This is a genomic window from Clostridium sp. KNHs216 (genome assembly GCF_006714885.1).
GTDB lineage: Bacteria > Bacillota > Clostridia > Oscillospirales > Acutalibacteraceae > Caproiciproducens.
This window is the reverse complement of the sequence record NZ_VFMF01000001.1, coordinates 948,591-964,620: the sequence shown is the minus strand read 5'-3', so window position 1 is coordinate 964,620 and position 16,030 is coordinate 948,591. Positions and strand designations below refer to the sequence as shown.

At 52.5% G+C, this 16,030-nt stretch carries 10 protein-coding genes and 1 pseudogene; 9 read left to right on the top strand and 2 right to left on the bottom strand.

Features of this window, described 5'->3' with window-relative positions; translation table 11 throughout:
* The first annotated feature begins 26 nt into the window (after window positions 1–26).
* The 3 genes from LY85_RS04785 to LY85_RS04775 all read left to right on the top strand — a co-directional run bounded on the left by LY85_RS04785 (window position 27) and on the right by LY85_RS04775 (window position 1,697).
* Window positions 27–818, top strand: a complete 792-nt coding sequence (locus LY85_RS04785) for an ABC transporter ATP-binding protein (RefSeq protein ID WP_141825681.1) — start codon at window positions 27–29, stop codon at window positions 816–818.
* Window positions 819–917: 99 nt separating this feature from the next.
* Window positions 918–1,433 carry a hypothetical protein gene (locus LY85_RS04780; protein ID WP_141825680.1) on the top strand — a complete coding sequence of 172 codons (516 nt, stop codon included), beginning with the start codon at window positions 918–920 and terminating at the stop codon, window positions 1,431–1,433.
* A gap of 102 nt (window positions 1,434–1,535) precedes the next feature.
* Complete coding sequence (locus LY85_RS04775; protein WP_141827972.1) at window positions 1,536–1,697, top strand: ArsA-related P-loop ATPase; 162 nt, start codon at window positions 1,536–1,538, stop codon at window positions 1,695–1,697.
* Window positions 1,698–1,817: 120 nt separating this feature from the next.
* On the opposite strand, the gene LY85_RS04770 is transcribed toward LY85_RS04775, so the two are convergent.
* Entirely contained in the window at window positions 1,818–3,482 is a 1,665-nt protein-coding gene (locus tag LY85_RS04770) for a hypothetical protein (protein WP_279230989.1), read from the bottom strand.
* Window positions 3,483–4,200: 718 nt separating this feature from the next.
* Here LY85_RS04770 and LY85_RS19485 point away from each other — a divergent pair.
* A pseudogene (locus LY85_RS19485) lies at window positions 4,201–4,530 on the top strand (lysozyme family protein).
* Here LY85_RS19485 and LY85_RS04755 read toward each other — a convergent pair.
* Window positions 4,418–4,996 carry a TetR/AcrR family transcriptional regulator gene (locus LY85_RS04755; protein ID WP_243122640.1) on the bottom strand — a complete coding sequence of 193 codons (579 nt, stop codon included), beginning with the start codon at window positions 4,994–4,996 and terminating at the stop codon, window positions 4,418–4,420. The pseudogene LY85_RS19485 and the gene LY85_RS04755 overlap by 113 nt on opposite strands.
* A gap of 172 nt (window positions 4,997–5,168) precedes the next feature.
* Here LY85_RS04755 and LY85_RS04750 point away from each other — a divergent pair, with 172 nt between their 5' ends.
* From LY85_RS04750 to LY85_RS04730, 5 genes are all read left to right on the top strand, one after another.
* A complete protein-coding gene (locus LY85_RS04750) occupies window positions 5,169–7,187 on the top strand; it encodes a sensor histidine kinase (protein ID WP_185741102.1) in 2,019 nt (672 codons plus the stop codon).
* On the top strand, window positions 7,177–7,893 hold the full coding sequence (locus LY85_RS04745; RefSeq protein ID WP_141825675.1) for a response regulator transcription factor: 717 nt from the start codon (window positions 7,177–7,179) through the stop codon (window positions 7,891–7,893). Before LY85_RS04750 ends, LY85_RS04745 begins: the two co-directional genes overlap by 11 nt.
* A gap of 224 nt (window positions 7,894–8,117) precedes the next feature.
* Window positions 8,118–13,445 carry an S-layer homology domain-containing protein gene (locus LY85_RS04740; protein ID WP_185741101.1) on the top strand — a complete coding sequence of 1,776 codons (5,328 nt, stop codon included), beginning with the start codon at window positions 8,118–8,120 and terminating at the stop codon, window positions 13,443–13,445.
* A complete protein-coding gene (gene mobP3 / locus LY85_RS04735) occupies window positions 13,442–15,082 on the top strand; it encodes a MobP3 family relaxase (RefSeq protein WP_141825673.1) in 1,641 nt (546 codons plus the stop codon). The genes LY85_RS04740 and mobP3 overlap by 4 nt, the downstream gene beginning before the upstream one ends.
* On the top strand, window positions 15,070–16,005 hold the full coding sequence (locus LY85_RS04730; protein WP_141825672.1) for an SEL1-like repeat protein: 936 nt from the start codon (window positions 15,070–15,072) through the stop codon (window positions 16,003–16,005). Before mobP3 ends, LY85_RS04730 begins: the two co-directional genes overlap by 13 nt.
* Window positions 16,006–16,030 lie beyond the last annotated feature (25 nt).

Here is a 16,030-nt window from a genome sequence, read left to right as displayed (position 1 = left end):
ACAATTAAACGAAAGGATAAACCGTCATGCCACAGAATAACACAGATCCTCTTATACAGGTGGATCATTTGCATAAGGAGTTTACGATTGACGGGCAGCAGATGGAAGTGCTGCGGGATATCAACATCGGCTTTGAGGATGGTCAGTTCATCAGTATTGTCGGAACCAGCGGGTGCGGAAAAAGTACGCTGCTGCGCATTATAGCAGGTTTGGAAAGCACGACGCAGGGCAGCGTCCGTCTGGACGGAAAGGAAATCACCGATTCCTCCGGGGACTGCGGTTTGATCTTTCAGGAGTCCAGGCTGTTTCCCTGGCTTACCGTTGAAAAGAATGTCGGGTTTGGAATTTCGCGTAAAACGGTGAGTAAGAAGGAAAGAAAGGACCTTGTGCAGCGCCATATTGAGCTGGTCGGCCTAAAGGGGTTTGAAAAAGCCTTTCCCGCGCAGCTGTCGGGCGGCATGCAGCAGCGGGCCAGCATTGCGAGAAGCCTGGTGACCGATCCGAAGGTACTGCTTCTGGACGAACCCTTCGGCGCACTGGACGCCATTACCAGGATGGGAATGCAGAACGAAATTCTGCGCATCTGGAAGGCGGAAAAAAAGACAATGGTGCTGGTGACCCACGACATTGATGAAGCGATTTACCTCGGGGACAAGGTAGTGGTGATCTCCAGCCGGCCTGGAGAGATCAAACGGGTGTTCCACGTTGACCTTCCAAGACCGAGGAGCCGGAACAAAGAGGATTTTTTTAATATCAAGAAAGAAATTTACACCCAGTTGTTCAGCGAAAAAACCTACGAGCTGGAATATTACCTGTAACCGCCGCCCGTAATATGACAACCTGACACGCGTGGATTCTCCTGTCGATTATGTGGAGGAACTGCGCCATAAGAAGCTGGCGCTGCCGAGGTCGAATTTGTGGAAATTCCGGCCAGCGAGTCCGATATCAATATTGGTGTTCGTGCCCTGCGTCTGATGTTGTCAGGAAAATTCAAGACAATTTTTGAGTTTGGTGCGCACCCTGGTTCGATTTCTACCGTCTGCGGCGAATACCCGCATATCTTGACGGTCAGCAAACAACTGGCGGACGAAAATCCGGAAATAGTTGTAGAGTATCTCAAACAAACAATTTTGGCCGCAGAATGGGCGAAAACAAACCTTTCCGGAACTCTGGCGCTCTTTTCCAAGCAGCTTCACGCGACACCCGGTGAAATTGCAACAGCGCTGCCGCGTGATTTTCACAAGCATCTGATGCCCGGATTTTCCAAGGAAGGTATGTTGGCGTTGGAAGGCCAGAAAAGATTTCTTTATGATCACGGTTATATAGGGAAAGACTTTCCTATTGAAAAATGGGTGGACAAAAGCTTTCTTCGTGTCGCACTGTCCGATCTTGAAAAAAAGAGACCTTCCAATAATGCACGCTCTACGCAGTGAGGCCCTCAATGACTACGCCAGTATCAAAGCCGATGTGATCATTCAGGTAACGCTGAAAAGGCTTTCGGAAAGGATGTATATGGAAGATTTGTCCGACCATATATTTGCAGGTGCCTTTTTCACACCGGAAAAGACGGTGTTGGTAAAACCAGTATTGCCTGTGCCACCGCAGTATCATTCACAGACGATGGAAAGCGGGTACTGCTGATTCAGCGCCAATCCGTCCTCAAACTTACAACAGCCGGTTTCACGTTCTGCGTGTAGTTCCCTGTAAACTGACTTATTATATTAAATATAATAGCGAATTGCCAGCCCTGAAAAGGCTGGCAATTCGCTTTTTGTGATGAATACGTTTAGTGGTATTCTATATTCATAAATGGTTTATTAAGTGATAGCAATTGATACATTCATACATGAAACGAATGACGCTGAACCTGAAGTTGAACTATTACTCAGTGATACTATGACAGCAATCATATCAGACGCGCTAACAGCGACAGGTGGGTCTATCGTCTGTGTGCTTGACATAACACTATTCTCGGTGACAGAACCGGGGAGTGACATCGAAACAGCCGCCCCCGATGCTGTAAAAGTTGTACTCCCAGGTGATGCTATATAGACCTCCGCTCTCACAGCAGAGTCTTCGCCGAGGGTTTTATTTTCTGTAACAATATAATATGCTGCAACCGAACTGATTAAGCCGTCACGTGGAACTGGCAGCACTAAATAGGACTCAATTGTAATTGGCGAAAGCGTCCCGCCTGGGGAAAGATATTGAGAAGCATTTAGCCCTAACAAGCCAATTTGTGACGGCTCACCACTTGAGTTGGTTTCAAGAGTATAGCCACCAGCGCTTGTAACAGCCATAATTGCGTTTCCCGGGCCGGTGTCACCCGTAGGTCCGGTTGGGCCAGTCGGGCCGGTTGGGCCAGTATCGCCGTCTGCGCCTGCGGCCCCTGCCGCGCCGGTTGGGCCAGTATCCCCGGTTGCTCCTGCCGCACCGGTCGGACCGGTATCCCCGGTCACACCTGTGGCTCCAGTCGGGCCAGTCGGGCCGGTATCCCCGGTCGCTCCCGCGGCTCCAGTTGGGCCAGTCGGGCCGGTTGGGCCAGTATCGCCGTCTACGCCTGCGGCTCCTGCCGCGCCAGTCGGACCGGTATCCCCGGTCACACCTGCGGCTCCAGTCGGGCCAGTCGGGCCGGTATCGCCGGTTGCACCTGCGGCTCCTGCCGCACCGGTCGGACCGGTATCCCCGGTCACACCTGTGGCTCCAGTCGGGCCGGTTGGGCCAGTATCGCCGGTTGCACCTGCGGCTCCTGCCGCACCGGTCGGACCGGTATCCCCGGTCACACCTGTGGCTCCAGTCGGGCCGGTTGGGCCAGTATCGCCGTCTACGCCTGCGGCTCCTGCCGCGCCAGTCGGACCGGTATCCCCGGTCACACCTGCGGCTCCAGTCGGGCCAGTCGGGCCGGTATCGCCGGTTGCACCTGCGGCTCCTGCCGCACCGGTCGGACCGGTATCCCCGGTCACACCTGTGGCTCCAGTCGGGCCAGTCGGGCCGGTATCGCCGTCTGCGCCCGCGGCTCCCGCCGCGCCGGTCGGGCCGGTGGCACCGTCTGCACCTGCGGCTCCTGCCGCACCGGTTGGGCCGGTATCGCCGGTCGCGCCTGTGGCTCCCGTCGCGCCGGTCGGGCCGGTATCGCCGTCTGCACCTGCGGCTCCCGCCGCACCGGTTGGGCCAGTGGCGCCGTCTGCACCTGCGGCTCCCGCCGCACCGGTTGGGCCGGTATCCCCGGTCACACCTGCGGCTCCAGTCGGGCCAGTTGGGCCAGTGGCGCCGGTCGCTCCCGCGGCTCCTGCCGCACCGGTTGGGCCGGTCGGGCCGGTATCGCCGGTTGCTCCTGTCGGACCAGTCGGGCCGGTAGGCCCGCCTGAAGATAAATCATCTTCAACTATGACAAGAGTCGCCTTAATTGGAACGGGTGGGGATAAGAATATTGTGCTTGTGCTCGAATTGACTAAAGATAATGTGGCTGGCGCCGCGGTCACATCAATAATACCTACTCCAACAACTTCATCTGTCTTATTTGGCGAATTACCTACCAGGAAATCGCCCTGTGATGATGATAATGCAAAAACCATACCGTTTGTTGATTGCGACGATTGAGTGGCAACCCACCAATCGACAACATAGCGGCCTGGTTCATTAAAAGTTATTACACCCGTCGCTGGATTATAGCTTATATCTCCGGAAGAGTAAACTACTGAATCAAAAATAACATTGCCGGAAACAGCAATGGAACCATCTAAAGTACGCTCTATTTGTAAAGCAATATCGGACATTTTATATCCTCCATCTTTCGTAATTGGAATCTATGAGGCGCTGTGCTAAATCTAGGCTATGGAACTAGATAGATCAAAGAAATCCTGTTTCATCATATGTTTCATTTGTTGCTGAAGTGAAGAAGCTTAATTTCATGTTTGATCTTCATCACTATACATTTGGCAGCGACATACTGTTGTTTCCTATGATTCAGTCTATGGAGCAACTGGCTGTTTCTGCTTGCCATTCGCTTTGCCCATACAAAAAAGGGCCCGCATCTGCGGACCCTTTTTCCATGGTCGAGGTGACGGGATTCAAACCAGCGGCCTCTACGTCCCGAAGCTCCGGAAGCGGTATCTTCGGCTACCGTTCCGACCCGACAACACAGGAGACGGTTATGGCGGCTATGGAAACATAGTTGTTATTCAGAACTCCTCGTCCACGGTGTCGGAACAGGTAACAGCTTATGAAGGACTGATTGTCCAATACTGCTCTCAATACGGCATTCCTCAGTATGCTTCCCTCGTAATGGCCGTCATGCAGAACGAGAGCGGAGGGACCGGCAACGACCCCATGTAGTGCAGCGAGAGTCCTCTGAATACGGAGTACCCGCAAAGGCATAACGGAATCACTGATCCGGAATATTCCATCAACATCGGAATCAAATACTTTGAAAGCTGTCTGAGAGCCGCGAAATGCAAGTCACCTGATGATGTATGGCCCCAAACTGCGCCAAAAAGTTCTCTCTCGATTTTTTCAGGATATAATCATTGACAATGCTGTTGAGTAGAAAAGCCACTCCAACCGCCGTTTCTTCACTCAGCCCCCGTTTTTCCCGAAGTACTTCAGCAACCTGCATGATGTGCGCCGTCACCCGCTGCCCGGTTTCCTCCATCATGGCACAGTAGGTCGGGTGCGCCATCACCTGCAATAAAAAGCGGCAGATGTCAATCACACTGTCCACATAGTCCAGTATCACGCCGGGCATTTCCTCCGGCCGGTCGATAGAGCCGATAATCACGGCGGTAAGCTCCTGCTGTATCCGCTCATGGTAATGGGCGGTGCTTTGCCGGATGATGTCGTCCTTGTTCTCAAAATATTGATATAGAAGCGCCAGTGATACACCGGAGGCGGAGGCCAGCTTGCGCATAAAAGCGCCGTCCAGTCCCTGCTCACAGAACACCTTCATGAAGCAGGGAATCATCGACAGCTTTTTTACTTCTCTTGTTTTCTCATCCATTTTACTCACGCTTACACCTCCTTTATTTTCAAATTGTAGCATAAACCACATAGGAAATCTATGGATGCAAAAGGTTGACTGAAATTGGTATTTCACTGTATAATAAAATCATATAAACGATCGTTTAATGCAGCTTGGCTGCATGCGGTATCAGTGGGGAGGTGAAGTCACTGTGAGCACTGGACAGAAAAATCATGCAAAACAATATCAATGGCTGCTTTCCGTGACGGTATATCTGCTGGCGGCTGTGCTGGTATGTGTGCTCGTCACCCGACTTTGCACGGTAAACTTTGAGGTTGTAAACGCACAGCAGCCGGGGCTTACCGATCTGACAGAGTTTGATTTTGACAATACGGTTGCGCAGGTCGCTACGGAATCCACCAGTTCTATAACCATATACGCGGGAGTATTTTATACCCCGCAGGATTTCACCGCTGGGAATATTTCTGTGGACGGCGTACTCTACGACAGAACGGACGGTGCACAGGGAGACTACGGCACACTCCGGATGCTGCTGAAACTCCCGTCCGGCGAGGTATACGCCATCGCCGCAAAGAACCCTTCCTATGCCCAGCGCCTGTTCATCGACGGAAAGGAATACACCGCCGTCGGCGTTCCCGGTGACAGCGCAGAAAATGCTGTGCCCAAGACAGCGCGCTTTGTGGAAGCGTTTATGCCGCAGGGGGAAACAACCGAGATCATCTTCCACTATTCCAACTTCGTCCATGCGGACGGCGGGGGCCTGTACCCGGTGGATATCGGGCATGTGGGCAACATCGTGCGAAACGAGCAGCTGGACATCATCCGCACCACTGCGGTGGCCGCTGCGCTGACTGTGATTATGCTGTTTTTCTTCGGGCTGTTTCTGTTCTTCAAAAGCTACAGATACCTGCTTTGGTTTTCGCTGGTCTGCGCCTGTATCGCTTTTCGCATCGTAAGCCCCGGTATTTTACCAATATTGCTGCCGGAACTGAGCTGGGCTTTGGAAATCCGGCTGTCTTACATAGACACCTGCCTGATGGCCTTGTCTGCATCCCTGTATATCGCCAGCCTGTTCCCCGGTGCGGCAAGCAAATGGGCAGTGCGCGGTTTCCTTGCGTTTTGCGGCGGCTGTGTTTTGTTTATCAGCCTTGCCCCAACTACCGTATTTACCCGGTATCCCGTAGAGCTTTCGCTGGCCTATATCAGCTTCGTTGGCTATCTGCTGCTCACGGTGCTGTGGCGCTTCCTGCGGGGAACGCTGTCCTCCGCACTGTCAAGGCCGGAGCGGAGGCTTCTGCTGATTGGCCTCTTGATCTTTGCCGCGCTTTCAGCGGCGGATATTTTCGCCCACCAGCGGGCGCTGCTGCTGTTCGGGCTGCCGTATCAGGCGGTGGGCATGACGGTGTTTTTGTTCGTCAATATGCTGGCGCTGGTCATGGGTTTTTCCCGCACAGAGCAGGAACTGAGTGCTGTTCGGGAAAGCGAGCGGGAAATCCGGGAAACCAACCGAATGCTGGAGCGGCTGAACCGGGCCAAAACCGACTTTTTGGGCAATATCAGCCATGAAATGAAAACGCCCCTTGCCGTCATCAGCAACTGCGCGGGCACAACCTTGATACAGCTTCATAAAAACAGCCTGGATGAAAATACGGAGCGCAACCTCGATGACATCCAGCAGGAGGCGGTGCGGTTGGGCCGTCTGGTGGAACAGCTGATGGCGGTGGCGATCGAAAAAGAACGGCAGCTTACCCTGACGGATACCCACGCGGGGACACTGCTGGAACGGGCGGCGGCTTTCTGCGAACCCATCTGTCGGGGGCACCGCAACCAAATCACCGTGGAATGCCGCCCGGCTCACATTCCCTTGCGGGTGAACACGGACGCCATTTTTCAGGTGCTGCTGAATCTGATTACCAACGCCAACCGGCAGGCGCACAATCAGGTGATTGCTGTTTTGGCAAGGGTTGACAGGGAACATGACTGCGCCGTGTTTGAGGTCACCGACAGCGGCAAAGGGATACCGCCCGACCTGCTCCCCCATGTATTTGAGCGGGGTATTTCGGGAAACGGCGGCACCGGTCTTGGTCTTGCCATCTGCAAGGAGATTGTACAGGAGCATGGCGGCAGTATGACGATACAGAGCGGCAGCGGCGGAACCACAGTGTGTTTCACTTTGCCGGTCGGGAAGGAGAACCCAAGTGAGGAATGACGCAACGATTTTAATGATCGAGGATAACCCCGCCATTCTGCGCACCAACCGTATGGCGCTGGAGTCGGAGCGTTACCGTGTGCTGGAGGCGGATACGCTGGAGGCAGGCCGCGCGCTGGCGCAGCGGGAAATCCCCGATCTGATTCTGCTGGATATCATCCTGCCGGACGGTAGCGGACTGGACTACTGTCGGCAGATATTCGGGCAAAGCGCCCCGAGAATTCTGTTTCTCACCGCCATGAACACTCCGGAGGATATCGTTGCGGGGCTGCGGGCAGGCGGTGACGATTACATCACAAAGCCCTATCTGATTGCGGAGCTGCTGGCGCGGGTGGAGGCAATCCTGCGCCGCCCCAAAATGACACAAACGGAGCCGAAGTCTCTGCGCCTTGGCTCGCTGGAGCTGAACCCCGCCGCCGGGCGGGCATATCTTGCCGGGCAGGATTTGCTGCTGACGCCCAAAGAGCTGTCCCTTTTGGAAACCATGCTTTCAAGGCCGGGGCAGTTTACAACCAGCGCGCAGCTCTATGAGCTGGTATGGGGTATGGAGGCGGTGGACACCCGGCCGGTACGCCAGCATATCCGTAAGCTGCGGGAAAAGCTGGGTGAAAACGCACCTGTTTTCATCGAGTCGGAGCAAGGCAGCGGCTATCGTCTTGTGGAAGCGCCGCCAAAGAGTAGCCAAAATATAACCCTTGATAAATGATTCGTTTCTCCAAATCTATGTTAAAATGAATTAGCGACAGGCAAACCTGCGAAAAACCGGCTGAATCAGCGAGATTCAAGCCGGTTTCACCTTTTTTTGGAGGACTTGCGGGGACATGAGCCGCGCAGCCCCTGTGGCGGCGGGGAGCAGTTGCCGCAGAACCGGATGATATGGCAAAAACAAACGGCGCAAAGCGCCTTGAACGAAACGGAGGAAACGAACAAATGAACATAACAAAGAATAAGCCCGGCAAACGGTTGGCGGCTTTTGGGCTGGCAATGCTACTGGCGCTGGGAACGCTGCCGCAGACGGTGTTTGCGGTGGGCGAAAACGGGGGCGGCACAATCACCGCTTTTGAACCGCTGGAGGACAGCGTGGCAAACCAAACAAAGCCCATCGGCACCACTTTGAAGAACTTAAATCTTCCAGCCACCCTGATGGCGACGGTAGAGGTGGAAACCGCCGCAGAGCAGGCTGGCAGCGATTCCGGCAGCGCGCAGGATTCCGGAACACCGGCACAGGAGAATACTGCGGACACTAATTTGCAGGACGGCGATACGACCGGTGAGGATTCCGTCAGCGGCAACAATGCGCCCGGCTCCGCTGCGGACACACAGCAGAACGGGACGCCGTCTGACGCACAGCCGTCTGACCATGGGGATTTGTTGCGGGTACAATCCGCTACAGGCTCCGCCCTTGCCTTGGGCAACAGCGGTGCGGACGATACCTGCAGCACATGGAAAACGGTATCTGTACCGGTGCTGGAGTGGACTTCGGGACCATCCTATGACCCGGAGACCATGGGAACCTATGTCTTTACGCCGGTGCTGGAGAAAGCCTACACGCTTGCAGAGAGTGTAGAACTACCGGTTGTCACCGTGGAGATTACTACTCCTGACATGCCTGTTGCCCTGAACGCGGCGATACAGGGCGGAACCCCGAATTTTATATTGAACGGAAATGATGTCAGTGTTATCGGCTTTGGCGGGCACGAGTGGTTGGTCATCGGGGACAAAGAGAATGGTGTAAAAACCGATAATGCCGATATTATCACGCTGCTGCTGAAAAACGGCGATGCGGGCGGCGGTTACGGCACCACACAATTCCATGACAGCAGCAACCACTACAGTGGCTCTGACCTGCAAGACGCGATGGATGCGGCCTATGGCAATCTGTCACCCGGGGAACAGGCGCTGGTTATTGATCGGGATTTGGAGGGTGATGCATGGTACAATGATAACTCCGACAAAGTTGCCGGAGATGATGTACCCAACGCTCACTTTTGGCCTTTGTCGGTAAACGAAGCAAACCGGTTGGACGAAGGCATACGCAAATATAGCGGCTATTGGTGGCTGCGGTCGCCGGGTAGCACTGTTAACGACGCGGCGGTCATCGACCACAGCAGCTCCGTCAACGCGCACGGCTTCGGCGTATTTGGTAACCTCTGTGCCATTCGCCCCGCTTTTCATTTAGATCTGACATCTGTCCTCTTCGCATCTGCCGCAAGCGGAGCAAGCGCAAAGCCCACGACGGTGAGCGCATCTTTGTCGGCTGCGGAGCAGCCGACTGGCGCGGTGAAATTTACGATGGAGGATACGAACACAAGCAACCTGAATTTGAACGTTACCAATAAAGACTCCATCAACGCAGCACCGGGCGGAACGGTGAACATCCCCTACACCGACGCGAAAACCGGCGCCAACAAATATGTTTCCGCCGTGCTGACCGATAGCAGCGATGAAGTGCTGTACTATGGCAAGCTGGTTGATTTGGAAACGGGCGGTGGGAGCAGTACTGCCAGCTTTACCGTGCCGGGCGATATTGAGCAAGGCGACTACACCCTCAAGCTGTTCAACGAGGAATACAACGGCGATAACGAAACCGACTTTGCCAGCACGCCGGTGGAGATTCCGCTGACAGTGACAAGCGGCGGCTCCGGCGGCGAAGAAAGCGACTGGGTGGGCAAAACCGTTTACTACGGCAAGAACACACTGATAGCTACTGGTAGTAGCTACAATATCAATACAACAGATCTAGCAACCTTACAAAGTCGTCTCTCGAGCGTGGCAACAGTTCAGGAAAGTGACGGCATCATCACGGTGACACTCACAAATGATGTGAACGGCATGCTTCTTTTTGAAGGGCCGCAGGGAACAACATATATTCTGGACGCCGCTAGTCATACCATAGACGGCAGCGGTCAAAATGAAGCAGTTCAGCTTACAGATTATAATCAGGCAACTGTCCTGCTGAAAGGGAATGGTACGTATCAGCCGGGGAGTAACAATACCGTTTATGGAGGGAATGGAAAACTTATGATCGAAAGCGGCACATTTTATGCACCCGCTTCCGGAAGTTATATCATTCGAGCCACCACTTTCTTTCCAATTGCAGAAGGATATGATTATTATACCGTAACCACAAATAACGGTGATTTACTCTCTTCTCACAACAGAAAAGAGAAAAGTTGTGACTATATCTCAAAAAATGCAGGACAGCTGACCGTTTTGCAGTGTAACGGTGAAATTCCTTCCTATAGTATAGAAGCCTTAACAACTGTGAACGGCAGCTATACCGTGCAGGTTCATGGTGAGGATGTGACCTCGGCAAAGGTGGATGATCCGGTTACTGTAACATTTTATCCGAATACAAATTACAGGTATACTTCTTTAGTTGTCAGAGGAACAAATACTGGAAGCAGTTACTTAAATACTTCAGGAGGAAGCGGAAGCAGTCGTGAATTTAATATGCCGGATGGTAATATTTCCATTACTGTAAGTTTTACATGGTATAATCAGATTACGACACAGCCAACCTCGGAAAATCCCACCGTGGTCACAAATAATCCTGAGGGTGTACAGAGCTATCAGTGGTACAATGTTTCTGTTGAAGACCTCACTGTAGTAGGCGGAAATGCAGGAACGGAGGAGGTTTCAGCAGCTTATGCTTTTGGTGGCACCTATGACACAGCATCAAAAAAATGGTCCGTCGATGATAATTTATTACTATACTACTATGGTTTTGGAGCAGGGGATCAGCTGATTTTCTCTCAAATAACAGGTGATATTCAATACTGCGATGGAGTCCTGCAGGGGGATGGTTCCTATGTTTGGACCAATCCTTTGTCTCAGGTATATATTTCTTTTCGTAATTCCGGGGGAAGCTTTAAACTAACATTGAAAAAAATGGTTAAAACCGCTGTTGAGGGGCAGACAAGTGACACCTACACGGGTCCGGAGGGCAACGTGTATGCACAGGTGAAATTTACCAATGGTTACGTGCTGGTTTCAGATACCATTTCTTACACTCCGGGCACATCATACGTCATCACCTTTGACGCAAACGGCGGCAGTGTTTCCTCCACAACCATGCCGACAGGCAACGACGGAAAACTTTCTGTTTTGCCTACCCCGACACGCAGCGGAAGCTATTCCTTTGTCGGCTGGTTCACAGCCGCAAGCGGAGGAACGCAGATCAGCACAAGCACCGTGTTCCCAGGCGATGATACCGTATATGCTCACTGGACATATACAGGCGGCAGTAATTCCGGAGGCAATGATTCCGGCAGAAGCTCCACCCCAACCGTTACCATTCCCGCAACTGTACAGCCGAACCAGCCCACCGTCGGCAGCGTAACGGGCAAGGTGGCGGGAGCAAATACGCAGAAAACCTTCACCGTTACCGACAGCCTTGTGAAAGCCGCTCTCGAACAAGCGCAGACGGACGCCAAAGCGCAGAGTCGCTCCGCTTACGGCGTAGGTGTAAGGCTTTCGCTGGATACTCCCGCAGCCGCAGGGATGACCTTTACGCTGGAGCGCGCCGCTCTGAACCGGCTGGTAAGCGCGGGCGCAAAGCAATTTGAACTTACGGGCGCATCCATTTCTCTGAATTTTGATGCGCAGGCACTGGCGGGGCTGCAAAAGCAGGGCACGGGAAATGTAACCCTTACGGCGAAGCCGGTGACGGTTAAAGGCGTTCGCAATTCCTACGACATTATGCTGACCACCGTGAAGGATGGAAAAACCGTGAATATCATAAGCCTCGGCAACGGCAGCGCGGCACTTTCCATTCCCACGAAGCCGGGCAAAAACGAGGCGGAAGGCTATCTCTATGCCGTGTACGTGGATGCTAAGGGTAATCTCAACCATATCGCCGATTCCTTTTATGACGCAAACAGCGGGAGAGTGATATTCAGTACCAATCATTTCTCGGTGTACGGCGTGGGTTACACGGCTCCGTCGGCAAAATTTACGGATGCAGAGAAGCATTGGGCAAAGGAGAGCATTGACTATGTGGTCGGGCGCGGTTTATTCGGCGGCAATGCAGAGGGCAAGTTCTCGCCCGACGCCGCTATCACGCGCGGTGATTTTGTCACCGCCCTCGGCAGGCTGGCAGGCGTGGATACCAAAGCCTACGCCGTCAGCAGCTTTACTGATGTGAAAGCAGATTCTTACTGTTTGCCCTATATTGAGTGGGCATACAGCAAGGGCATTATTCAAGGCGTCATTGGCAACCAGTTTACCCCTGACGGGGCAATCACCCGGCAGGAAATCGCGGTGATTCTGCAAAATTATGCAAAAGCCACTGACTACATCCTGCCGATAACCCGCACTGCCGTCACTTTTGCGGATGCAAAAGAGATCGGCAGGGCTTATGCAAAAGCGGTCACGGTCATGCAGCAGGCGGGCATCGTAATGGGCAAACAGAACAATCAGTTCAATCCCACCGCAAACGCTACCCGTGCCGAGGCCAGTGCCATGCTCCACCGCTACATTAAGCTGACCATTGAACCTGCGACTGCGCAGGGGTGGGCTAAGAATGACGACGGACAGTACCTCTACTACAAGGACGGCAAAGCTGTCACTGGCACACAGACCATTGATAACGTAAAGTATTTCTTTAATACGGATGGAACGCTGAAAACCGGCTGGGTAAAGGACGATGCAGGAAACTGGCACTTCTATTCCGGCAACCAGATATTGGTTGGCTTTTGGGATTTAGGTGCAGACGGCAACAACAAACGATATTACTTTGATACCTACGGCAATATGATTGCAGGAAAATGGCTTCAGCTTGACGGCAAGTGGTATTACTTCTACGCGGATGGCTCACTCGCCAGAAGCACTAAGCAGCAGTTCATGGACGAAAAAGGTCTGGACCTCAGTATGGTCTTAAACTCTCGCTACTTTCACATTGCCCGAGCCGGTGAGAAAGCGGACGGAAAACATGCCATGACGAAGGATGCCGCCATGGGCCTTGTCAATTACGTTGGTACGCGGGAAAATGTGGAGCTGAATGTAAATCAGACTACCATGAACGGCGAAGAAGTTACCGCTTTAAACCTTGATCCGCTGGAGCTTAGTGCCGAGGTTGCCGCACGGCCCGCGACCGGCAAGCAGATGAAAACCATTGCGAATCTCTTGTGGGAAATACCGGAAGCAAAAAAGAGTCCGGAATATCAGGACTTCAAAGCTAACCCTACGATCGGAAATGCGTCGGAACTCATTTCATACGCTGCGGAAATAGGTTTGGGTTTGCCGTCGATCTTGTGAAAGCAAAAAATCTTATTGAATATGTCGGGAAACGTCCCGGAGTTGACCGTGTTGGAGAACACGGTCTTTTTTCTTCTGAGTCGAATGTAGATATCCGGAAAGCCCAGGAGGAAATTGCAAGCTGCAAAGGAAATATCTGGACGCATGTTATCTCCCTGCGGCGGGAGGATGCCGCCGCGCTGGGGTATGATCATCAAAAGCCCTGGCGCAATTTTGTCCTGCAGAAAATCGATGTCATTGCAAAAGCGTCCAACATCCCCGTGTCTGATCTTCACTGGTACGCGGGGATGCACAGCACAACCCATCATCCACATATCCACCTTTTTGTATTTACCAATGATCCGAAAGTCGGCCACCTGAATGTGTCCGGCATTAACGAAATGAAAGCCGCTTTTTCAGAGGTGATTTTCGCCGATGAAAGGCGGCATATTTATGAGCATAAGACGGAGATCCGGGACAGCCTGAAACAAAAGATCGACGATATTCTATCGGATATCCGTAACGGCTCCTCCGATCAGCTGAACAGGAAGCAAATAGACTCCCTTTGCGAAAAGCTTCTCCATTTGGGTGATCAGCTGAAGGACAGGCCCGGAAGGCCGCAATATGGCCGGATAAAAGACCTTGATATCCGGAAAGAAGTAAAAGACATCATGTCCAGGCTTGCGGAAACTCCGGCCATCCGGCAGCTTTATGAACTCTATTGTGAAGATCACAAGGACCTGCAAAGGATGTACCGGAACGACCCGAAAGATATCGGCCCGATCATCAAGAACCGTGAGTTTGACAGCATTAAGAATAAGATTATCCGCGCAGCGATCTCGCTCAGTAAAAACGCTCCCGAACTGGACGGATCTTTGATTACCATAACAGCCCCGAGTGACCTGCAGGTTACCGGTGAGAATCGGCAAAGCTCTATGACGAGTGCCGAAGATTCCATTTCCGACGATGCATCCTTTTTCCTGTCTGCTCCGGATGAGCGGCTCGATTGGATGCCGCCCCAGAACGAAGAAAATCCTTTTGAACCGGACTCCGCATCCGCTGCTATGGTTTCCGATGCCGGCAATGACAAAGATTGGGAAAGAAGAAAGCCATCTAAAAATAAGGTTGTGGACAGCTTTGAAGAGTGTTTCGGTAAAGCAATGAATGGGGATGTAAAGGCCAAATATGATCTGGCGAAGAAATACTTCTATGGGAACGGCGTGGAGCAGGATTATGAGCAGGCACAAATGTGGTACGGACTTGCAGCTGCGGCCGGGCATTCCTTTGCAAAATACGAGCTGGGAAAAATGTACCTCTATGGCATCGGTATTGAAAAGAATCAGGAATTAGGCAAGGAATACTGCCTGGACGCCTATTGGGATTTCCGGGCATCGGTTGAAAAGAGCTATGGCTTTGATATGGGCCGTTCCGTCGACGACGGAACGGTCGAACAGGCAGGATTCTCAGGAAGGAAAGACGCCGCTTTTCTGATGTACACTTTGGGGAGGATAGAATACGCCGGTCAAGGGGTTCCCCGGGATTACGGGAAAGCATATCAATGGCTCTGGCTTTCCGCTGACGGAGGGCATATCCAAATACCGTTTGGGAAAAATGTTTTACGCGGGAGAAGGTATCCAGCAGGATTATGCGGTTGCTGAGTCCTATTACAAGGCGGCACGCGCTGGGGAAAATGCACCGGGGTGGTATTGGCGTGGAATTGAACAGCGAAAAGGCTTATCAATACTTTTTGGCGGCGGCAAAGCTGGAGCATGAATTCGCTCAGTTTGCGGCCGCCAATGCTTTGTTATCAGGAACCGGCGTGGAAAAGAACGTACAAGGCGCTGTTGATTGGTTCCGTAAATGCGCCGAGAAAGGGAATCCCTTTGCAGCATATCAGCCGGGCGTGCTTTTTTCAGCGGGACAGGAAATTTCCATAGATGATTCACTGGCACAGAAATTCTACTCGATAGCGATTTCCGGATTTATTTCTCTCGATCTTAAGCAGCCGAATGCAGGCATAGAACGCAAAATTGCACAGATGTTTTGCTCCAGGAACGGCACGGCTCAGAATTATGCCGCCGCGGTGCAATGGTTTTCCATAAGCGCGGCGAAAGGCGATCCTTATTCTCAGTTTCAGTTCGCCCGTATGATACAGAAAGGGGAAGGAACCCCTGTTGATGAACTCAAGGCTCAGCTGATCTATGCAGCCGCCATTTCCGGATTTCTGAAAATCCTGCAGGAAAAGCCTGACGCGGATCTGCTGTATAAAGTTGGGATGATGTATGAAGCCGGTCTGGGAACAAAACGCAAGCTCTCTTCTGCCAAACAGTATTACACGGAAGCGGCGGCCGAGGGCAATGTTCACGCGCAGCTCCGTCTGAATCAGATTCAGGCTTATCAAAATCAAGCGGCCGTCAGCGCGGTTATGGGACTGTTTAACGCCTTTGCATACAGTCTGGGCGATAACATCAAGGACAGCACGACACGCAAATATCGGCACGACCGCAAGCTGATACAAAAACAAAAGGTACTGAAAGAAGTCCACGGCCATCAATACGATGACCATGAAGAAATGATGTAAGGGGGAAATTCACTTGTCAAAATTC